The organism is Bradyrhizobium sp. AZCC 1577, assembly GCF_036924575.1.
In the GTDB taxonomy this organism is placed as follows: Bacteria; Pseudomonadota; Alphaproteobacteria; order Rhizobiales; family Xanthobacteraceae; genus Bradyrhizobium.
Map to the genome: position 1 here is coordinate 7,403,675 of NZ_JAZHRQ010000001.1, position 18,019 is coordinate 7,421,693.

Genomic DNA, 18,019 nt, shown 5'->3' on the forward strand with positions numbered 1-18,019 from the left:
AAACTAAAATGCCGTCGCCAACTCCTTCGCGCCGGGCTTGCTGGAGTTGAAATCCATCCGCTCGTCGGTGATCGCCAATAGTTTCGCCACCGTGTTATGGCGGATTGCGACCGGGTTGCGCTCGTAGCCGCCACGCTGGAAGAAATTCGAGGTCGGCACCTGCTCGCGCATCGCCTGCGGCATGGTGACCATGTCGAGGCCGGTGCCGTCGCCGGTCAGGTTCATCATTTCGAGCTCGGCCGCCGTCAGCGGACGATTGTAGCCCTTGGCGCGCGCGAAATGGACCGATGTCAGCAGCTTGTGCGTCTGCAGCATCGGTCCGACGTCGATATCGAGCACCATGGCGTGCACGGCCCAGCCCTGCGGGGTATTGGCGAGCTTCTCATGTTCGGACCAGGTATCCGGCACGGTGCGCGTAAACGCCACCATCCTTTTCAAGACGGCAAGCTTGTGGTCCATCGCCTTGCGCGGCGCGCCCGACAGCATCGCGGCCCTTGCCGTCAGTTCCTTGATGATTTCGTGGCCCTGTTCGGCCAAAAGCTCGACGCTGTTGGTGGTGAGCAACTGATTGTAGCCGATCGCGGTCGAGATCGCGCGCGAGCCCGGTTTCGAGGGGTTCAGCCCCGACTGCATGTCGTAATTGCCGCTACCGCCGGTCTCGAACGAGTAGACCCGTACCGCCTGCTCACGCGTCAATCCCGCGGCCAGCGCGTAGCGGGCATAGGCGCGCTTGAATTCGACTTCGGTTGCCGGCCGTTGCGGCGTGAACTGGAAATGCTCGGCAGCCGCTTTAAGAAAATCGGCGACCACCGGCAGCGGCTTGCGCTCGCGCGGCGGCTTTTCTTCTTCCGGCTCGGGACTGACCGGGCGCTTCGGACCGGTGTAGACCGGCGGCTGTGTCAGCACGTAATCGTTGAGCGTGATGGCCTGGCGTTCCCGGCGCTTGGCGTTACGGCCCTTTCGCTTCTCGGAGATTGAGGCCCAATAGACGCCCGCCTCCTCTTCGAACGCGGCGCGGGCTTCCTGATACTCTTTCAGCTTGCGACGGTATTCGGCCATCGCCTGCGGCGAGGCGGCTTGCGCCATGGCGTCGGCGGTTGAGGGAGGGAGCGGCTCCGTCGCCACGGCAGGCGGTGCACTCGCCAGCAGCGCGAGCGCAGCTAATCCGGAACCCATGCGAATCAATGGCAGGCGCATGGCACGGTTGTAGCAAGCGCCGCCGCGATGTCAGCCCCGAAAGGGAGCGACTCTTTTTCCTTTCCCACAACGGGAGAAGGGAGAAAGTCACTCCTGCTCGACGCCGCTGGCCTTCACTAGCTGCGACCACTTCTTCTCGTCCTTGTCGATGAAGGCCGCATAGTCTTCCGGCGTGCCGGGGGTGATTTCGGTGCCGTCATTGCCCAACTGCTTCTTCACCTCGTCGGAGGCGAGCGCGTCGCGCAGCGCCTTGTTGAGCTTGTCGACGATCGGCCGCGGCGTGCCGGCGGGCGCGACGAGACCGTAGTAGAGCGAAGCGTCGAAGCCGGCTAGCCCCGCCTCCATCAGCGTCGGCACGTCGGGCAACAGGCTCGATCGCGTGGTGCTGCTGACCGCAAGTGCGCGCAATTTGCCGGCGGAGACGTTGGCGTGCGAGGCCGGAATCGGCGCAAACGCCATCGGGATGTGGCCGCCGAGGAGATCGGTCAACGCCGGGCCGGTGCCCTTGTAGGGAATATGCACCAGCTTGATGCCGGCGGCGCGGGCGAAATATTCGCCGGTAATGTGGCTCGCGGTGCCGGCGCCGGCCGAGCCGAAATTGACTCTGTCAGGATTGGCCTTCGCATGGGCAATCAACTCGGCGACACTCTTTGGCGGGAATGACGGATGCACCACCAGCGAATTCGGCGCGTTGCCGATCATGCCGATCGGCGCAAAGTCCTTGCGCGGATCGTAGCCGGGGTTCTTGTAGAGCGAGGGGCCTATGGCGAGCGTGCCGGTGTAACCCAGGAGCAGCGTGTAGCCATCGGGATCGCTTTTCGCGACCGCCTTGGTGCCGACCGTACCGCCAGCGCCGGGACGGTTGTCGACCACCACCTTCTCGCCGAGTATCTCGCTCATTTTGTCGGCAATGGCGCGGCCGACGATCGAGGTGCTGCCGCCGGGCGCGAACGGAATGACCAGCGTGATGGCGCGGGCGGGATAGGTTTGAGCTTGCGAAACGTCTGTTGCTGCGCTCAAGCCGAGCATGGCGGCTGCGACGCAAAGCCACTTTCTCCCGATGGACATGGTGGGGCGACTCCCGGATCTGTTCTTCTTCTTGACTCAGCTATCGTCTCCGAAACCGCCGACATCCGCAACCCGCGCTGCGTGAGCCCGCTCTCTCACATGGTGAGATGAGCAGCCGCTTCGGCGGCTAGCGCCGACTCTATTTCCAGGCGAACACCGGCTGCTCCAGTTCGGCCACACGGGTCTCGCGGCCCGCCAGCACTTCGGCAAATTGATAGATCAGCGCCGCCGTTGGCGCGTGGATGTGCTGGCCGGCATGGCGGAAGCGGATCACGCGCCGCGTGCTTTCGGGAATCCTGGTGAAGCTGAAGACGTCGGCTCGCTCGATGTCATCGAGCGCAACGCGATGCACCGAGGCGACCTCCGCCGGATTGGGGATGATATCGGCGCTTGTACCGACCCAGACCACCACCGGCGTGATCAGATAGCCTGAGCGCGTCGGGTAATCGTCGAGCAGGCCGAGCACATCGCTTTCGCCGAGGCCGACGCCGAGTTCTTCGTGGAGCTCGCGCAGCGCGGCCTGCGCCGGCGTCTCGCCGTGGTCGCAGCGCCCGCCCGGCAACGCCCATTGGGCAGCGTGGGCGCGCAGGCTTGCGGCGCGGCGGGTCAACAGAAATGTGGTGCCCGGGCCGCTCTCGGCTTCCGTCAACGCGATGGCAACTGCGGCGCGCTTCAGCTCAGGCTCTGCGCGCTGCGAGGGCGCCCGCGTAAATGCCGCGCAAAGCTCCGCAATATTCCGCCGTGTGGTATCGTCAAATGGCCTGGCCATCCCGCTTGACTACAACACCAGCGCATCAGATGAAATGACCCCGGACAGCAAGATAGCCCGCAGGAAACGGAAAGCACGACATGACAGTCAAGGCCGCGGACAAGCTCAAATCCGACGGCTGGAAGATCGTCGAAACCTCCGGCTTCCTGCACCTGATCGGCCCGCTGTGGCAGCGCGTCGTCGACGGCACGCATGAATACGCGCTTGCCACCGAGGACAAGCACCACAACCGCCGCGGCTTGGTACAAGGCGGCGTCATCATGACCTTCGCCGACCGCACCTGCGGCATGACCGCCCGCTTCGTCTCGGGCAAGCCGACGCTGGCGACCGTGCAGCTCGATACGCACTTTGTCGAAGCCGGCAAGATCGGAGAGGTTTTGGTGTCGAGGCCGCACGTGGTGCGCTCCACCCGCAGCCTTATTTTCATCACGACAGAAGTGACAGTCGACAAACGCTGTATCGCGATGGCGAGCGGCGTGTTCAAGATATTGAAGAGCGAGGGTTGACCCCAATGCAATACCGCCAACTCGGCCGCAGCGGCCTGAAGATTTCACCGATCTGCCTGGGCACCATGATGTTCGGCGGCCCGACCGATGAAGCCACGTCGTCGCGCATCATTGCGAAGGCGCGCGAGGCCGGCGTCAACTTCATCGACACCGCGGATGCCTATAATGGCGGCCAGTCCGAGCAGGTGGTCGGCCGTGCCATTTCAAACAATCGCACGAACTGGATTCTGGCGACAAAGCTTGCCAACCAGATCGGCGAAGATCCCAATCACGGCGGGCTGTCGCGGCGCTGGGTGATGCAGGCGGCGGAAGAGAGCCTGCAACGACTGGGCACCGATTTCATCGATATCTATTATTTGCACAAGGAGGACCACGCGACGCCGCTGGAAGAGACGGTGCGCGCGATGGGCGATTTGATGCGCCAGGGCAAGATCCGCTATTTTGGCGTCTCCAACTACCGCGCCTGGCGCGTCGCCGAGATCTGCAACATCTGCGACAACAACGGCATCGATCGCCCGATCGTCAGCCAACCCTATTACAACGCCATGAACCGGATGCCGGAGGTCGAGCACTTTCCGGCTTGCGGCTATTACGGCCTCGGCATCGTGCCCTATAGCCCCTTGGCGCGCGGGGTGCTGACCGGCAAGTACAGGCCGGATGCGGCGCCCGACCAGGACACGCGTGCAGGGCGCGCCGACAAGCGCATGATGCAGACCGAATGGCGGCCGGAATCGCTGCGGCTCGCCCAGGAGATCAAGCGGCACGCCGAAGCGCGCGGCATCACCGCCGGGCAATTCGCGGTTTCATGGGTGCTGAATTCGTCATTCGTGAGCGCGGTGATCGCGGGCCCCCGGACCGAACAGCAATGGGATGATTACATCGAGGCGTTGGACTATCGCTTCACGGCTGAGGACGAGGCGCTGGTCGACCGGCTGGTGGTGAGCGGCCATCCCTCGACGCCGGGGTTCAATGATCCGGCCTACCCGATCGAGGGCCGGCGGGCGCGAACGGGCGGCCAAGCTCGCTGAGCGGAAGCGGCGGTCCCGCGGCGGCCCACGACTTGGCGTTGCATCCGGGTTGGAACGCTCGGTAACGGGATAGTAACCTCGCCCGTAGAGAACTTCCCTGTTTAGGTGGGAGGTCCATGTGGTGGACGAGCACAGGATAGCGCCACGGCGTCGGCTCTTGAAGGCGGGCAAGATTTCGTTTGGCGGCGCCGTCATCGATTGCACAGTGCGCAACCTCTCCGAAACCGGCGCTGCGCTCGAGGTGATCTCCCCGGTCGGCATTCCCGAACGCTTCACGCTGGTGATCGAAGCCGACCACATCCATGTGCCGTGCCGCGTCGTGTGGCGAAAAGAGACGCGGATCGGGGTTCATTTCGAAACCTGACCGGCGCACTCCAGCACCCGTCGCGCGCGGCACGCGACCGCGCACGACGAATCGTCTGAAACACACGCCGAGTCCCGGACTCGAAGGGTCAGTGTCTGGATTCGAGACTGACGATCACGCCTGTCGGCTCGGGCTCGTGTGGCGACAATTTCGTCAGCGTCTCATCGCTCCAATAAGCAAGGTTTACAATCATGCCGATTGTGGTTTCCCGCTCGGAAGCCTCGGTCGGCTCCAGGACGTTGAGCCCGCCGCTGTCGAGGAAGAATGTATGATCCCCAAACATGCTGGCTAGCTGCGGAACCACCGGATGATCGTCGGGAAGCGCCTGGGCTTCGAATTGCGTCAGAGCGCGTTCCACCTGTGCCGAGTTCAATTTCATGCACGATCTCCTTACTTGGCTTCTGGTTGGTGAGCACCGCGTGACGGCCTTGACCGCGCGCGGCTCTTCTGCGGAGGGAATTGACGTCAAGCGTGTCGGATCCTGATCGCTCGTCCCCACCGGCGTCACGCGCCGGCTCGCAGCTTCGCTTTCAATTCCGCAAGCACGCCGAATTGAAGTCGGGACAGTGGTGCCTCTTGGCGCCGCTTCAAGCCAGCAACGAAATTAAATTCGCAATGTTCCGCAGAAAGGCATTTTGAAATCGCAGGGAACCAGCGGGGAAGTTCCGGCGATCCACCGCGTGACTGCCACCAACTATTTCCCGTCGGGAATGGGATGCCGCCTTGCCAGTTCGTCGAGCGGCAGATGCGCTTCCTCGTCGCTCAGCGCAAAACGCACGATGACATCCTGACGCCCGACCTGCCCCCAAAGCCCATCCGATGACCATTTCTGCGGCGCAGGCCCTCGCAGGCCTTCCACCCAGACAAAGTACCATTCCGTCATCGCAGCACCTCCTGGGTCTTGAGATCAGGTCTTGGAGATCAGGTCTTGGACCGGAACCAGATGCCTCGCGGCCTCGTTGGAATGACGTCGCCTCACACGCATCCTGAGAGAAGGATTTCGCCATGGAGATCAAGAATTTCAAGGATATGTACATTGCCGAACTGCAGGAACTGGTGAGCGTCGAGGACCAGCTTGCGGAAGCACTGCTGCGGATGGCGGCGGCAGCATCCCACCCGGCACTCAAGGACGCGCTGGTGGACCATCACGCGGAGACGGTCACACAGAAGCACCGCCTTGTCGCCATCCTTCGCCAGCATGGTGCTGACCCGACGGCGCATGTCGACCAGGCCATGGAGGCGCTCATCCGTGAGACCCGCAAGATGCTCGGCATGCTGGAGGGCGATGATCTTCGCGATGCCGGCCTGATCGCATCCGCCCAGAAGCTCGAGCACTATGAAATCGCCGCCTACGGCTCGGCCGCCGCGCTGGCCGGTCAGTTGGAATTGCGCAACGACCAGGCGACGCTGCACGAGAGCCTGATGGAAGAGAAAGAGATCGATGCGCTACTCACCGATATCGCCAAGGGTGAGGTCAATCCGGATGCGCTGGCGGCGTGACCGGCGCTGCTGGCGCTCGCGCCAGCATGAGGTGCAGCGTCCGCGAATGTGACGCTGCCGCTCAGGACGGCGACACGCGCTGACAGCGTCATCGCGGCGATCTCCGGCGCGATCTTCGGCGTGTTCGGGATTTAGGTCCGCTGCTCCTGGTTTCCGATTCAACTATCAAACAGCGAGAGGGTGTGCGTCCGCCTTCACCACCCGCTTGCGGCTGCTGCCGACCTTCTTGACAGCCTTCTTCACGGCCGAGGCCGACTTGCGGGTTTTCTTTGCGATGTACCGTACCTCGTAACTCTGCCCGCCGGCCACGCGCGCACGATCCTGATTGCGTCCGCGCAGCGACTTCTTCGCTTTCTTCGCCATTTCGCATTTTCTCCGAATGCCCCGCAGCGCAACGCGAGATATGGAACTGAGTTCCGGATCACGCGAATTGCGCGAGGCCGTGTCCGACCGACCAATTCTCTTTCGCGGCCTCGAGAACGTTCACAAACACGTTCTCCGGCCGGATGCCGGGGCTTTCGGCGAGCAACCCCGCCGTGCGCCGGAACAGCTCTTTCTTCTGTTCCGGAGTGCGGGTGTTGAACACGGTGATCTGGATGAACACGACATCATCGCTCCGCGCGACGCCATAGGCATCGCCGTAGCGGAAGTTCGCCGCGTCGTGCTCGGTGATGGTCATGAACTGGTCATCTTCAGGCACGTCGAGCGTTTCGCGCATCGCGCGGTAAAGGCTGTCGAAGATCGCCTGCCGGTAGGCTTCCGGCTTTCCCGCGCGCAGTGAGATGTGAATGAGCGGCATCGCGGATCCTTTCAGAAAGCGTCACGCGGATGCGCACCACAGCAGCGGCTCCCGCAAGTGGCGGGCCACCACGAAATGAGCTATCCAGCCCGACACGTTTTTAACATAGCGTTCAAAACCACGTTCTTGACGTCGTGTCAAATATTTTTTGACGCTCGTCAGGTAGCGGCATCGAACCGATGGGATGCGGGGAGGCAAACATGAGACCGCGAGAGTTCGACCACGACGACGTCCTGCGCATCGCGTTCGATCAATTCTGGCGCAAGGGGGTGCGCGGCACGTCGCTGTCAGACATTGCGCGTGACGCCGGCGTCCAGCGCGGCAGTCTCTACAATGCCTTCGGCAGCAAGGCAGCGCTGTTTCTCTGCGCCTACGAGCGCTATGCGAGCGAATATCTCGGCACTGTCGAAAAGGCGCTCGGCTCCGGGGCCTTGCGAAAGCGCCTCACGGCATTTTTCGATCTAACCATAGAAAACTTTCGTTCTGGCTCGCCGCCCCGCGGATGCCCCACCACGCGAGGACTGATGGAGTTGGCGTCGGTCGAAGGCGAAGGGCTGGATGAGAACGCGCGTAAAACCTTCGCGGATCTGGTGACGCGCATCACCGACCTGGTTCAGGAAGCCTTGTCAGAGGGCATCAAGCGAGGCGAGTTCAACGGCGACCCCGAGTCCGCGGCTCTACACATCGTCACCGTGACGCGCGGATTGGCCGTGCTCGAACGCGCTTTTGGCGATGAGGCCCAGCTTCGGAAGATTGCGAGGCACACGGTTGAGCTCATGCTCGGCAAGGCAAGTCGGTAGGCCTGCTAAGCCACGGCTTGCTCTCGGCAAGGCCTTGCAGCAAGAGTTCGCCCAACGGCGGGCTTGCCGAAGAAATAACCCTGGCCCAGGGTAATTCACTTTCCCTTTCCCATACTCTCTTGATGTTTTTCCGACGAGTTCCCATCGGACCAGCGGTGCATGGCTCGCTAGATATGGCCGCTATGCGCCGACAGCCGACACGAGCCCCACTGAATCGGTCGTGCACAAAGTTGGTGCAAGACGCTGAACCGTCGTCATAGATACCGAATCGGCGATGGTCAGTCAGCGTGCGCCACCAGCAACCACGCTCAGCGCAATATGCTAGGCTGTGCTCACAACGCGCCTGATCAGAGCGGCGCTGCAAGGGGAGACCAAGATGGAAGTCGCCGATCTGGTCCTTCCTGTGTTTGCGATTATCGTCACAGGCTGGCTGGCGGGTTGGCTTGGCTACATATCGCGGTCGCTGGCCGACGGGCTCGTGCATTTCGCCTACAACGTCGCGATGCCGGCGCTGCTGTTCGTCACCATCGCGCAGGAGTCGGTACGTAATCTTCTGGAATGGCGCTTTCTGCTGGCATTTGGCGGTGGCTCCATCCTGTGTTTCGCGCTGGTCTTTCTGGCAGTTCGCGTGGGGTGGGGGCGCGACGTCGCCAGTAGTACGATCCATGGAATGACGGCGGCGATGACCAATACCGGATTCGTGGCGCTGCCGATCCTGCACTCCATCTACGGGCAGCCTGCCGTTCTGCCCGCCGCCATCGCAACCGTGTTCGTGGCGGGGGTGATGTTCCCCGTGACTGTCATCCTCCTGGAAAGCGAGAGACGCGGCGCGCCCGGGAAAGCGGCACGCTCCGTCGTCCTTGTGAAGCAGATCGTGCTCAATCCGATGGTGCTATCAACCCTGATCGGTCTGGCGTGGGCGATCACAGGCCTGCCGATTCCGGCCCCGCTCGCGGCCTATATGAACATCTTCGCGGCCGCGCTCACGCCGTGCGCTCTCTTCGCCATAGGGCTCGGCCTCTCGGTTGAAGGAATACGCTCGAACCTCAGAGCGTCCATCGTGCTCGCGGCCGTAAAGCTCATGATCATGCCGTTAATCGTCTACGGCATGTGTGTGGCGTCAGGCCTCAATCCGCTCTACACGATCGCCGCTGTCATCTGTGCCGCCGTGCCGACCGCCAAGACGGTGTATATCCTGGCAGGCGAGTACAAGGTGGAGGAACCGCTGGTCGCAGCCACGGTTTCGATCACGACGCTGCTGTCGGTCGCGACGCTGCTGGGCTGGCTCTACGCCCTTCCAGGACTCTCGGCACAGGCGGGCTAAGACGCCGAGGCGCTAAGCGCGTGTGTATGGCCGGATAGTGCACTAAATCAAAAGGGAACGTTTGGTGCACTGTCACCGGAATTTGTAATTTCTCCCTAAGCTCCCCTGCCATCCTGTTTGCCAATCACGCAGCGCCATGCCGCCAGGCGCTCGGCCGGATGCTGCTTCATCCACTCGGCGAGCTGCGGCGCGCCCATCAGGCAGGACCGCACCGACAAGGCGACGAAGTCCGAAGTGGTGACGGTCTGCTCGTGGCAGTTTGTCGGAGAGGAGAGACTGCATAGCACGGCGATGATCTTGATCACGACAGGAGACTCCTATCGCCACGATTGACGCCGGCGACCGAATGACCGATCGGTGCCTTGCCCTGCTGCTCGCTGACCGGTTCAGCCGGCGGGAAGATGCTGTCATATGTCGCGCGGGCTTCTCGAATTAAGCGCGCTCGCTCGCGCTCAGACTTCGGGACAAATCGAATAACTTCACCCATGTTCACTCCAAACCTTGATTAGAGAGCAGTTCCACCATGAGATGATGAAAATCATTTCATCCGAATCTAAGATCCCAACTCCAACTTAGAAGCGGTGCAGGTGGTAACGAGGAATAAAAAGCTTGTGACCGGGCGCCGGCATCCAAACACCACAACATTTGCTTCCGCAGGGTTGGCTGTGAATGCGATCTTCCAACGCATGCAGCAAGTAGGCCCGCATGAGGTTACGGGTCCGCGCGAACGCATGCCCCGCGACGAGCGCAATTGCGCTCGCGCAGTGATGACAGGCTCGATAAGGGATCGGCACAAACCAAAAGCCGGATGGCCGCCTCGCTCATGCGGCTATGCTTGCTGTTCGCTGTTCGTCGCCAAGCCGAACAGATACAAGCGACACACGTAGATCGTCGGTCGCGCTGCGTAAGGCGGCGGGGCAATTCCAACAACAAGAAAAGGGTGGAATGTCATGCATGTTAGGGTCGTCGCGCTGGTTGCAGCAGCATTTGGGGTCGTAGCTTGCGGGCCAGCTTGGGCGGGATGGCCGGACGACAAGCCGATCGAAGTTGTCATCGGTTTTGCTCCCGGTGGCGGAACCGACGTCATGGCGCGCAAGCTGCTGCCGTTCGTCGAGCAGAGATTGGGCGGCAAGGCCAAGTTTGTTGTGCTGAACAAGCCTGGTGCCGGCGGAGAGATCGCGTTTGCCACGATTGCCCGCGCCGCGCCGGATGCTTACGCGATGGGCGTGGTCAATGTGCCAGGCTATAACTTCATTCCGATGACGCGAAAGACCCAGTACAGCATGGATGAAATCCGTCTGGTCGCGCGCGTGGTCGACGATCCCAGCGTGATCGTAGTGCCCTCAGAAAGCAAGCTTGCAAGCGTTGCGGGCGTTCTGGCTGCGCTGCGCAGCAAGCCGGGTTCGGTAACGTTCGGCCATAATGGTGCGGGCACGAACGGACATCTGGCGATTCGCATGTTGGCGAACGCTGCCAGCGTCGAGCCCAACGAAATCTCCTATCGCGGAACGGCCGCGCAAAGGACCGATCTTTTGGGCGGCCATTTGCAGGTTGGAATTGTCAGCCTCAGCGAAATTCCCGAGCTGCACGGCTCCAACAAGGGACAGCTCCGCGCGATTGCAATTCTGTCGAAGCAGCGTTCTCCGTCACTCCCCGACGTTCCGACGGCAGAGGAAGCAGGCATCCCGGTCACGATGACCGCAGAACGCGGCTTCGCCGTACCGAAGGCCGTTCCAGACGACGTCGCCAGAAAGCTTGAAGCTGCGATTGCGGACGGCTTGCGCGATCCTGAATACATCAAGAGCTCACCCGGCGACGCCCCCGTTCTCGCGTTCATGCCCGGCGCAGAATGGCAGAAGCGTCTCGACGACATGAACCAAGCGCTGCGGCCATTCGCGGAAGAGATGCGCGCGCAAGAGCAGAAGTGAGAGGGCGTCACGCTGGGCACACCATCTTGGCCCTCGTTGAGCTCGACGTCGAAATCGGGAATTGTGCGAGACGACGGCAATCGCCAAGAGGGAACTGAGGGCGGGCCGTAGATCCGGCCCGCCCGCGCCACCTCAAGCGGTCACGAGGAAATTCGCGGCGTTCAACTCGTTCGGAAGAAGGCCCAAGAACAGCACCTGATCGCCCCCGCCGAGATCAAGGGTGGTACCCGAAGCTCCAGCGCTCAGATTGTCCAGCGGGTTGAAGTCGGCTCCAAAGCCTTCCAACACTGCGACGTCCTGCGTTACGTCGAAGTCGGTGATGGTATCATTGCCTCCAGACTCGCGAAAGATAAACTGATCGGCCCCACCGAAACCGGCGAGGTTGTCGTCGCCGGCGCCGCCTTCGATCGTATCACCAGCATTGCCGCCGAAGATGGTGTCATTCCCGCGGTCTCCGAAGAGACGGTCGGGTGCGTGATCCGCCAACTGCTGGTTGGCGACCGCCCGGATGAGGTCGTCACCGTTACCACCAAAGATCGTGTCGGCGGCAACGTCGCCGCCGCGCAGCGTATCATTCCCGGCGTCCCCAAACACGACGTCGCCGGTAGGGTCGTTCCAGACGATGGAATCATCGCCGGCACCGCCGAAGACTGTATCCGCTCCGGCCATACCGCCGACGGTATCGTTGCCGCGGCCGCCGAAAACCAGGTCATTGCCAGCGCCTGTATTGATATCGTCGTTTCCCTGGCCGCCCCTGATAATGTCGTCGCCGTCGCCGCCTTCAAGCCTGTCGTTTCCGGCGAGGCCACGGATGATGTCATTGCCGCCGAGCCCGGGAAGAAAATCGTCGCCCGGCGTTCCGACGACGACGTTGTCGTTGTCGTCTGCGATTGCGATCAACTGACCCCGGATCTCGCCTCCCTGAAATTGATTCGTGTGGACGTTGAAATAGATCGGGATCTCCGATCCCACCGGAGCTGAGCCGAATTCGTCGGCGAAGTCAGTGATTGAAACGCTGGCGGGGTCCGTCGTCTCCCATCGACCGCTTACCGTCCAGGAGCCATCCACATTCAGGGCGATGTTGAGATCATCTTCGTCCTGTGCCGGGTTGATCTGCCCGAAGACAACGGGCCCGTTTGCTCCTCGCACTTCATTGTGAAAATGCGTGGAGATGACGTCGTCGTCGGTCGACGGCGTCTGGGCGGGACCGCCCGTAATCGGGCCATAATCGACGCCCTCGATCTGAAACGTATAGCTCGCGGCAATTTCCGTGCTGTCAAAGATAACAGTGCCGAGACCGCTTGCAGTCGAGTTGTTCGGGGGGACTTCCTGAGAGCCTTCGAGAACCACGCGGAACGCTGTGGACATGAGAGCCTCCTGCTCTTTTGCTCAGCAGGTCGGGCGGCCAGCGACGCCGGCCTGCACATGTGGCAGATGTTGCACCCGGCTCGCGCCGGCATGAACTAGGCGCCGCGTCGCTCCGCTATCGCGGAATCGGCGCGTTGTCCTTCTCGCGGTATTTCGGCCGAGAACAAGGGACCGCTGGATCGCGCCAAGGTAGGTTCGCCGCTGTAGGCCATCGACCGGGCGCTATTGTGACCCTTTTGCGCGATCGAGGCATTGTGATGCAATGTCCGGTTGCCGACGCTGAGCTTGTGCTCTGGTGCCACCCAGCGTGCACATCTCGATCGCGCACAACCTTGGAACCATCAGCAAGTAGCCCTCATGAGCGAAGCGACATGCGGGGATGGGGATATCAATGAAAACTCCCGGACATCGCGGAGCCTGTCATCGGGCGCGCATTCGCGCGACCCGTTGGCTCATCCGGGCCTGCTGCATCTGCTTCACGCCTTCGCTGGCGGAAGGGTTTCAGGTCGTTCGCCGGTGGCGGCCGCGAAATCCCATGAACAAAGAAAGCGAGGCAAGTTGTCGGGAGCCGCGCCGGTCGTTCGTCCTCTGGATGCAAACCGCAAGAACGGAATATCCAACCATGAGAAAGATCGTCGCAATCACGCTCATCAATCTCGACAGCGTCATGCGATCAGCCGGAGCCTGCCAATGATCCCCACCATCACGGCCTTTGAACGGTCGCCCGACCGCGGCAAGGGTCTGGCGCGTGACATGCGCGTTCGCTGGGCGCTTGAAGAAGTGGGCCAGCCTTACGACGTTCGCCTTGTTTCCTTCGAAGCGATGAAGGAACCCGCGCATCTCGCGCTTCATCCTTTCGGACAGATTCCGACCTATGAGGAAGGCGATCTCGCCCTGTTCGAGACAGGGTCGATCGTGTTCCATATCGCCGAGCGCCATGCGGGCCTGCTGCGGGACGATGCCAATGCGCGGGCGCGCGCGATCACATGGATGTTTGCCGCGGTCAACACGGTGGAACCGCCGATCCTCGAACTCGTAACCGCCAGGTTGCTGGAGGGCGACAAGCCCTGGTCTAAGGAGCGTCTGCCTCTGGTCGAGAACCGCGTCCGCGATCGGTTGAAACAACTTTCCGCTCGCCTGAGCGACGCCGACTGGCTCGATAGCGCGTTCAGCGCGGGCGATCTGATGATGGTGTCGGTGCTGCTCAGGTTGAAATCTTCGGGCATACTGGATGAATATCCGAACCTTTCCGACTATGTCGCCCGCGGCGAAGCGCGGCCCGCATATAAGCGTGCTTTCGACGCTCAACTGGCGGTTTTCACCGCCGCATCGAGCGGCTGACGAGGCCGCTTCGGGTTACTTGACCCCATCGGAGCGAATGCCCGGTGATAAACGTTCGCTGAGAACGTCCGCAACGGGTTGCGCGAACAGCTCGCGCGGAAGCTCGCCCGGATACCACTCTGAGGATCGACAAGACCTTAGGAGAATTTTGGTGCCCAGGGGCGGGATCGAACCACCGACACTGCGATTTTCAGTCGCATGCTCTACCAACTGAGCTACCTGGGCATACCCGAGGGCTTAGAAGGCCGCACCGAGCGGGCGGTTTATAGAGAGGTCGGGCGGCCGTGTCCACCCAGCTTCGCCAAAGGCTTCGCTGGGCGCGGCCCGCCTTCGCCTGCGGCTTCGGCGCGGCGAGCCCCGCTTCGGGCTCATCCCCAAACATTTGGCGAATCACCATTATTCGGCGTCTTCGGGGTCGGTGGGGCGACCGGGGATGACGTAGCGGCCGGAGAGCCAGCGGTTCAGGTCGACGTCGCGGCAGCGTTTGGAACAGAACGGCAGCGTGGCCGGATCGGCCGGCTTGCCGCAGACCGGGCAAGGTTTCCGCGGCGGCTTGGGCGCGCCGGTATCCTTCGGGCCGTCCTTGGGGCCGTCAACTGGCATTGAGCCAGCCGAAGCGGATCGGAAAGCCCTCCCCGCCGAGCAGCGTGACCGATTCGTAGAGAGGGAGGCCAACGACGTTGCTGTAAGAGCCGACCATCTTGACCACGAAGGAGCCGGCGATGCCCTGCACGGCATAGCCGCCGGCTTTGCCGCGCCATTCGCCGGAGCCGATATAGGCCTGGATGTCATCCTCGCTCAAACGCTTGAAGCGCACGCGGGTTTCGATCAGGCGCTGGCGGAACGCCTCCTTCGGCGTCACCAGGCAGATCGCGGTGTAGACGCGATGATTGCGCCCCGAGAGCAGCCGCAGGCACTGCGCGGCCTCATCCACCAGATTGGCCTTCGGCAGAATACGGCGGCCGACCGCAACCACGGTATCGGCGGCCAGGATGAAGGCGCCGCGCAGCTCGTCGTCGAGGTGAACGGATTTCAGCGCTGCGTCGGCCTTGGCCCGCGCCAGCCGATTGGCGCAGGCGCGCGGCAGCTCGCCCCGCTTCGGGGTCTCGTCGACATCGGCCGGGCGCAGAGCGTCGGGCTCGATGCCAGCCTGGTTGAGCAGGCTGAGCCGCCGCGGCGAACCGGAAGCAAGAACGAGTTTGGGACGGCCAAGCATGCTGGATGTGTCGGGGAGATAAGGATTCGGATGGATCGCGCGCGGAACCTATCGGAAGGCACTCCATTCCACAACCGGGGAACAAGTGGTTGTAAGGACTTTGGTTCTTCCGTCGTCCCTGCGAACGCAGGGACCCATAACCACAGGCGGTTATCATGGGAATGACAGTGGCGATTGGCACTTCCTCAAATCCCTTGGCTGCGGGGTATGGGTTCCTGCTTTCGCAGGAACGACGGCGAGAGCTTTACCCGCTCGCCGTCTCGTGTCCCGGACGCGGCGCGGCACGCAGTGACGCGAGGCAGAGCCGGGACCTATGGCTGAGATGGACCCCGGATCAGCAGCCCAACACTTCGTGTCGCGCAGCGTCCGGGGAACGCCGGCCGGCGGTTCGCCTCCGGGACGGCTACCCGCTCGCCGCGCCCGCCTTGGAGAACCGGCGGCGGATGCGCATCATGAGCCCGTCGCAGACGTCGCGATAGGCGGCGAGCTTTTGCTCGCGGTTGCCTTCCGCGTCGGTCGGGTCCGGCGTCGGCCAGTATTCGACGTCGGCGGCATGCGTGCGCGTCAGCTCCAGCGCCTTGTGGTGGGCTTCCGGCGACAGCGTGATGATGAGGTCGAAATTGAGCCCTTCCCAATCCTCGAGCTCCTCGAACGTCGTCGGCTTGTGGCCGGAAATATCCTGGCCGAGCTCGGCCATCACGGCGACCGCGAACGGATCGAGCTCGCCCTTTTTGACCCCGGCGGATTTCACATAGAGTCCTTGCGGAAACATCTGCTGCAGCAGGCTCGCCGCCATCGGCGAGCGCACGCTGTTCAGCCCGCATGCGAACAGCACGGCCTGCGGATTGCGCGCGCGGGGCGGCGCCTCCATGCGGTCAGGCTTCTCGCATGGCGTGATCCGAAAACCGCTGCGCACTTTGCGCTAACGCGGTCCTTTGGGTCGGCGTCATGCGTCCTGCCCCTTCCAGTGCAGCACGCAGATCAGCGTGAACAGGCGGCGCGCGGTTTCGAAATCGACGCGGACCTTGCCTTTCAGCCGCTCCTGCAGCGTGCGCGAGCCTTCGTCATGGATGCCGCGGCGGCCCATGTCGATCGCCTCGATCTTGTCAGGCGTGGCGGTGCGGATCGCCTGATAGTAGCTGTCGCAGATCATGAAATAGTCCTTCACGATCCGCCGGAACGGCGTCAGCGACAGCAAATGCGCCACCAGGGGCGTGCCGTCCTCGTGGCGGATGTCGAACATCAGGCGGTTGCCGGTAATGGCGATGTGCAGCGTATACGGCCCCTGCACCGCGCCTTCCGGCGCGAACAGGTTCTGCTCGATCAGGTCGTAGATCGCAATCGCCCGCTCATGCTCGATATCGGGGCCGGAACGCCCGATCGATTCCTCGTCGAGCGTCACCGCGACGATGCGATTGTGCTGGTCATCGTCTGGTGGCGGCTTGTTCATGGCAAATTGAGGCGCAATCCGACGGAGCGTGAATGGGCATCCAAACCCTCGGCCTTGCCCAAGGTCATCGCGGCGGGCCCCAGCGCACGCAACTGGTCCGGCCCGCATTTGAGAATCGAAGTGCGCTTCATGAAGTCTAGCACGCCGAGCCCCGACGAAAACCGCGCCGAGCGCGCGGTCGGCAGCACGTGATTGGAGCCGCCGACATAGTCGCCGATCGCTTCCGGTGTGTGGGCGCCGAGGAAGATCGCGCCGGCGTTGCGGACCTTTGCCGAGAGCGCTTCCGCATCCGCGGTCATGATCTCCAGATGTTCGGCCGCGATCGCGTTCGCCAGCTCGACCGCTTCGTCGAGCTCTTTCACCATGATGATGGCGCCGAAATCGTTCCACGAGGCCCGCGCGATCTCGGCGCGCGGCAGCGTCGCGAGTTGCGACTCCACCGCGCGCTCGACCTCGGTGGCCAGGTCTGCGCTGTCGGTGATCAGAATCGACTGCGCGCTGGCGTCATGCTCGGCCTGCGCCAGCAGATCGGCGGCGATCCAGCCGGCATTGGAGGTCGCGTCGGCGATGACGAGCACTTCCGAAGGACCCGCGATCATGTCGATGCCGACCTTGCCGAACACCTGCCGCTTGGCGGCGGCGACATAGGCGTTGCCAGGGCCGACGATCTTGGCCACCGGCGCAATCGTCGCCGTGCCATAGGCCAGCGCCGCCACCGCCTGGGCGCCACCGACGCGATAGATTTCGGAGACGCCGCCGAGATGGGCGGCCGCCAGCACCAGCGGATTGAGCTTGCCGTCCGGCGACGGCACCACCATGACGACGCGCGGCACGCCGGCGACCTTGGCCGGCACCGCGTTCATCAAAACCGAAGACGGATAGGCCGCCGTGCCGCCGGGCACGTAGAGGCCGACCGCATCGACCGCGCTCCAGCGCCAGCCGAGCTCGACGCCGAGCGGATCGGTGAAACGCTCGTTCCTCGGCAACTGCCGCTGGTGGAAGGCCTCGATCCGGTCGCGGGCGAATTTCAGCGCGTCGACGGTCGCGGCATCGCAGGCCTTCACGGCGGCGTCGATCTCGGCCGCGGTCACGCGCAGGCCCGAGGCCGCAAGCTCGAGCCGGTCGAATTTCCTGGTCGCCTCGATCAGGGCGGCGTCGCCGCGCGCGGCCACATCGTCGACGATGGCCCTCGTAGCGCGCTCGACGTCGGCCGACACCTCGCGCTTGGCGGCGAGGAATTGCTTGAATTTCGGATCGAAATCGGCGCTGCTGATATCCAGGCGAACGGGCATGGCGGCTTTCTGAGAGACGTCGGAGGCCCCTGCTCAATGGCGCGGCGGCCAAGGGCCGTCAACCCTCCA

Annotated in this window: 23 protein-coding genes and 1 tRNA gene; 8 read left to right on the forward strand and 16 right to left on the reverse strand. The window is 62.9% G+C overall.

Annotation, left to right across the window (positions count from 1 at the left end; all coding sequences use genetic code 11):
• Window positions 1–3 precede the first annotated feature (3 nt).
• The 3 genes from V1278_RS35100 to V1278_RS35110 all read right to left on the reverse strand — a co-directional run bounded on the left by V1278_RS35100 (window position 4) and on the right by V1278_RS35110 (window position 3,034).
• A complete protein-coding gene (locus tag V1278_RS35100; RefSeq protein ID WP_334383847.1) occupies window positions 4–1,197 on the reverse strand; it encodes a hypothetical protein in 1,194 nt (397 codons plus the stop codon).
• A gap of 87 nt (window positions 1,198–1,284) precedes the next feature.
• Complete coding sequence (locus V1278_RS35105) at window positions 1,285–2,265, reverse strand: Bug family tripartite tricarboxylate transporter substrate binding protein (RefSeq protein ID WP_334366422.1); 981 nt, start codon at window positions 2,263–2,265, stop codon at window positions 1,285–1,287.
• Between the two features lie 139 nt (window positions 2,266–2,404).
• Window positions 2,405–3,034: an NUDIX hydrolase gene (locus V1278_RS35110; protein ID WP_334383848.1), complete on the reverse strand. Its 630-nt coding sequence runs from the start codon at window positions 3,032–3,034 to the stop codon at window positions 2,405–2,407.
• A gap of 80 nt (window positions 3,035–3,114) precedes the next feature.
• On the opposite strand from V1278_RS35110, the gene V1278_RS35115 reads away from it, so the two are divergent.
• The 3 genes from V1278_RS35115 to V1278_RS35125 all read left to right on the forward strand — a co-directional run bounded on the left by V1278_RS35115 (window position 3,115) and on the right by V1278_RS35125 (window position 4,932).
• On the forward strand, window positions 3,115–3,540 hold the full coding sequence (locus V1278_RS35115; RefSeq protein ID WP_334366420.1) for a PaaI family thioesterase: 426 nt from the start codon (window positions 3,115–3,117) through the stop codon (window positions 3,538–3,540).
• Between the two features lie 5 nt (window positions 3,541–3,545).
• Window positions 3,546–4,568, forward strand: a complete 1,023-nt coding sequence (locus tag V1278_RS35120; RefSeq protein ID WP_334383849.1) for an aldo/keto reductase — start codon at window positions 3,546–3,548, stop codon at window positions 4,566–4,568.
• A 121-nt stretch (window positions 4,569–4,689) separates the two neighbouring features.
• Complete coding sequence (locus tag V1278_RS35125; RefSeq protein WP_334369133.1) at window positions 4,690–4,932, forward strand: PilZ domain-containing protein; 243 nt, start codon at window positions 4,690–4,692, stop codon at window positions 4,930–4,932.
• Between the two features lie 88 nt (window positions 4,933–5,020).
• Here V1278_RS35125 and V1278_RS35130 read toward each other — a convergent pair whose 3' ends face one another.
• Complete coding sequence (locus tag V1278_RS35130; protein ID WP_028348084.1) at window positions 5,021–5,311, reverse strand: hypothetical protein; 291 nt, start codon at window positions 5,309–5,311, stop codon at window positions 5,021–5,023.
• Window positions 5,312–5,626: 315 nt separating this feature from the next.
• Window positions 5,627–5,815 (reverse strand): hypothetical protein, encoded by a 189-nt coding sequence (locus V1278_RS35135; protein WP_028348083.1) that lies wholly within the window; start codon window positions 5,813–5,815, stop codon window positions 5,627–5,629.
• A gap of 122 nt (window positions 5,816–5,937) precedes the next feature.
• Between V1278_RS35135 and V1278_RS35140 the strand changes: the two genes are divergently transcribed.
• On the forward strand, window positions 5,938–6,432 hold the full coding sequence (locus V1278_RS35140; protein WP_213285631.1) for a YciE/YciF ferroxidase family protein: 495 nt from the start codon (window positions 5,938–5,940) through the stop codon (window positions 6,430–6,432).
• 165 nt (window positions 6,433–6,597) lie between these two features.
• Here the strand turns inward: V1278_RS35140 and V1278_RS35145 are convergent, their stop codons facing one another.
• Together V1278_RS35145 and V1278_RS35150 are read right to left on the reverse strand one after the other, a co-directional pair.
• Complete coding sequence (locus V1278_RS35145) at window positions 6,598–6,795, reverse strand: DUF3606 domain-containing protein (RefSeq protein ID WP_334383850.1); 198 nt, start codon at window positions 6,793–6,795, stop codon at window positions 6,598–6,600.
• Between the two features lie 58 nt (window positions 6,796–6,853).
• Window positions 6,854–7,231: a tautomerase family protein gene (locus V1278_RS35150; protein ID WP_334383851.1), complete on the reverse strand. Its 378-nt coding sequence runs from the start codon at window positions 7,229–7,231 to the stop codon at window positions 6,854–6,856.
• Window positions 7,232–7,431: 200 nt separating this feature from the next.
• Between V1278_RS35150 and V1278_RS35155 the strand changes: the two genes are divergently transcribed.
• On the forward strand, window positions 7,432–8,031 hold the full coding sequence (locus V1278_RS35155; RefSeq protein WP_334383852.1) for a TetR/AcrR family transcriptional regulator: 600 nt from the start codon (window positions 7,432–7,434) through the stop codon (window positions 8,029–8,031).
• Window positions 8,032–8,407: 376 nt separating this feature from the next.
• A complete protein-coding gene (locus V1278_RS35160; protein WP_334383853.1) occupies window positions 8,408–9,355 on the forward strand; it encodes an AEC family transporter in 948 nt (315 codons plus the stop codon).
• 95 nt (window positions 9,356–9,450) lie between these two features.
• On the opposite strand, the gene V1278_RS35165 is transcribed toward V1278_RS35160, so the two are convergent.
• Both V1278_RS35165 and V1278_RS35170 read right to left on the reverse strand, forming a co-directional pair.
• Window positions 9,451–9,660 (reverse strand): hypothetical protein, encoded by a 210-nt coding sequence (locus V1278_RS35165; RefSeq protein WP_334383854.1) that lies wholly within the window; start codon window positions 9,658–9,660, stop codon window positions 9,451–9,453.
• Window positions 9,657–9,842 (reverse strand): hypothetical protein, encoded by a 186-nt coding sequence (locus V1278_RS35170; RefSeq protein ID WP_334383855.1) that lies wholly within the window; start codon window positions 9,840–9,842, stop codon window positions 9,657–9,659. Before V1278_RS35170 ends, V1278_RS35165 begins: the two co-directional genes overlap by 4 nt.
• Window positions 9,843–10,305: 463 nt before the next feature.
• On the opposite strand from V1278_RS35170, the gene V1278_RS35175 reads away from it, so the two are divergent.
• On the forward strand, window positions 10,306–11,283 hold the full coding sequence (locus tag V1278_RS35175) for a tripartite tricarboxylate transporter substrate binding protein (protein WP_334383856.1): 978 nt from the start codon (window positions 10,306–10,308) through the stop codon (window positions 11,281–11,283).
• A gap of 132 nt (window positions 11,284–11,415) precedes the next feature.
• On the opposite strand, the gene V1278_RS35180 is transcribed toward V1278_RS35175, so the two are convergent.
• Window positions 11,416–12,651 (reverse strand): CHRD domain-containing protein, encoded by a 1,236-nt coding sequence (locus tag V1278_RS35180; protein ID WP_334383857.1) that lies wholly within the window; start codon window positions 12,649–12,651, stop codon window positions 11,416–11,418.
• Between the two features lie 690 nt (window positions 12,652–13,341).
• Here V1278_RS35180 and V1278_RS35185 point away from each other — a divergent pair.
• A complete protein-coding gene (locus tag V1278_RS35185; protein WP_334369132.1) occupies window positions 13,342–13,992 on the forward strand; it encodes a glutathione S-transferase family protein in 651 nt (216 codons plus the stop codon).
• A gap of 149 nt (window positions 13,993–14,141) precedes the next feature.
• Here the strand turns inward: V1278_RS35185 and V1278_RS35190 are convergent.
• From V1278_RS35190 to hisD, 6 genes are all read right to left on the reverse strand, one after another.
• Window positions 14,142–14,217 (reverse strand) — tRNA-Phe (locus V1278_RS35190).
• Between the two features lie 171 nt (window positions 14,218–14,388).
• Window positions 14,389–14,595, reverse strand: a complete 207-nt coding sequence (gene yacG / locus V1278_RS35195) for a DNA gyrase inhibitor YacG (protein ID WP_334383858.1) — start codon at window positions 14,593–14,595, stop codon at window positions 14,389–14,391.
• A complete protein-coding gene (locus V1278_RS35200) occupies window positions 14,585–15,208 on the reverse strand; it encodes a Maf-like protein (protein WP_057845441.1) in 624 nt (207 codons plus the stop codon). Before V1278_RS35200 ends, yacG begins: the two co-directional genes overlap by 11 nt.
• Before the next feature lie 403 nt (window positions 15,209–15,611).
• Window positions 15,612–16,079, reverse strand: coding sequence for an arsenate-mycothiol transferase ArsC (locus V1278_RS35205; RefSeq protein ID WP_334366409.1), 468 nt, complete (start codon window positions 16,077–16,079; stop codon window positions 15,612–15,614).
• A gap of 75 nt (window positions 16,080–16,154) precedes the next feature.
• A complete protein-coding gene (locus V1278_RS35210; protein WP_334366408.1) occupies window positions 16,155–16,658 on the reverse strand; it encodes a UPF0262 family protein in 504 nt (167 codons plus the stop codon).
• Window positions 16,655–17,950: a histidinol dehydrogenase gene (gene hisD, locus V1278_RS35215; RefSeq protein WP_334383859.1), complete on the reverse strand. Its 1,296-nt coding sequence runs from the start codon at window positions 17,948–17,950 to the stop codon at window positions 16,655–16,657. The genes V1278_RS35210 and hisD overlap by 4 nt, the downstream gene beginning before the upstream one ends.
• Window positions 17,951–18,019: the final 69 nt, after the last annotated feature.

Excerpts from the sequence above, each read along its gene's own strand:
- V1278_RS35130 (WP_028348084.1), bottom strand. The coding sequence starts at position 5,311 with ATGAAATTGAACTCGGCACAGGTGGAACGCGCTCTGACGCAATTCGAA.
- V1278_RS35210 (WP_334366408.1), bottom strand. The coding sequence starts at position 16,658 with ATGAACAAGCCGCCACCAGACGATGACCAGCACAATCGCATCGTCGCG.
- V1278_RS35180 (WP_334383857.1), bottom strand. The coding sequence starts at position 12,651 with ATGTCCACAGCGTTCCGCGTGGTTCTCGAAGGCTCTCAGGAAGTCCCC.
- V1278_RS35155 (WP_334383852.1), top strand. The coding sequence starts at position 7,432 with ATGAGACCGCGAGAGTTCGACCACGACGACGTCCTGCGCATCGCGTTC.
- V1278_RS35185 (WP_334369132.1), top strand. The coding sequence starts at position 13,342 with ATGATCCCCACCATCACGGCCTTTGAACGGTCGCCCGACCGCGGCAAG.
- V1278_RS35105 (WP_334366422.1), bottom strand. The coding sequence starts at position 2,265 with ATGTCCATCGGGAGAAAGTGGCTTTGCGTCGCAGCCGCCATGCTCGGC.
- V1278_RS35150 (WP_334383851.1), bottom strand. The coding sequence starts at position 7,231 with ATGCCGCTCATTCACATCTCACTGCGCGCGGGAAAGCCGGAAGCCTAC.
- V1278_RS35170 (WP_334383855.1), bottom strand. The coding sequence starts at position 9,842 with ATGGGTGAAGTTATTCGATTTGTCCCGAAGTCTGAGCGCGAGCGAGCG.
- V1278_RS35205 (WP_334366409.1), bottom strand. The coding sequence starts at position 16,079 with ATGGAGGCGCCGCCCCGCGCGCGCAATCCGCAGGCCGTGCTGTTCGCA.
- V1278_RS35115 (WP_334366420.1), top strand. The coding sequence starts at position 3,115 with ATGACAGTCAAGGCCGCGGACAAGCTCAAATCCGACGGCTGGAAGATC.
- V1278_RS35200 (WP_057845441.1), bottom strand. The coding sequence starts at position 15,208 with ATGCTTGGCCGTCCCAAACTCGTTCTTGCTTCCGGTTCGCCGCGGCGG.
- yacG (WP_334383858.1), bottom strand. The coding sequence starts at position 14,595 with ATGCCAGTTGACGGCCCCAAGGACGGCCCGAAGGATACCGGCGCGCCC.
- V1278_RS35135 (WP_028348083.1), bottom strand. The coding sequence starts at position 5,815 with ATGACGGAATGGTACTTTGTCTGGGTGGAAGGCCTGCGAGGGCCTGCG.
- V1278_RS35175 (WP_334383856.1), top strand. The coding sequence starts at position 10,306 with ATGCATGTTAGGGTCGTCGCGCTGGTTGCAGCAGCATTTGGGGTCGTA.
- V1278_RS35120 (WP_334383849.1), top strand. The coding sequence starts at position 3,546 with ATGCAATACCGCCAACTCGGCCGCAGCGGCCTGAAGATTTCACCGATC.
- V1278_RS35110 (WP_334383848.1), bottom strand. The coding sequence starts at position 3,034 with ATGGCCAGGCCATTTGACGATACCACACGGCGGAATATTGCGGAGCTT.
- hisD (WP_334383859.1), bottom strand. The coding sequence starts at position 17,950 with ATGCCCGTTCGCCTGGATATCAGCAGCGCCGATTTCGATCCGAAATTC.
- V1278_RS35160 (WP_334383853.1), top strand. The coding sequence starts at position 8,408 with ATGGAAGTCGCCGATCTGGTCCTTCCTGTGTTTGCGATTATCGTCACA.
- V1278_RS35140 (WP_213285631.1), top strand. The coding sequence starts at position 5,938 with ATGGAGATCAAGAATTTCAAGGATATGTACATTGCCGAACTGCAGGAA.
- V1278_RS35145 (WP_334383850.1), bottom strand. The coding sequence starts at position 6,795 with ATGGCGAAGAAAGCGAAGAAGTCGCTGCGCGGACGCAATCAGGATCGT.
- V1278_RS35100 (WP_334383847.1), bottom strand. The coding sequence starts at position 1,197 with ATGCGCCTGCCATTGATTCGCATGGGTTCCGGATTAGCTGCGCTCGCG.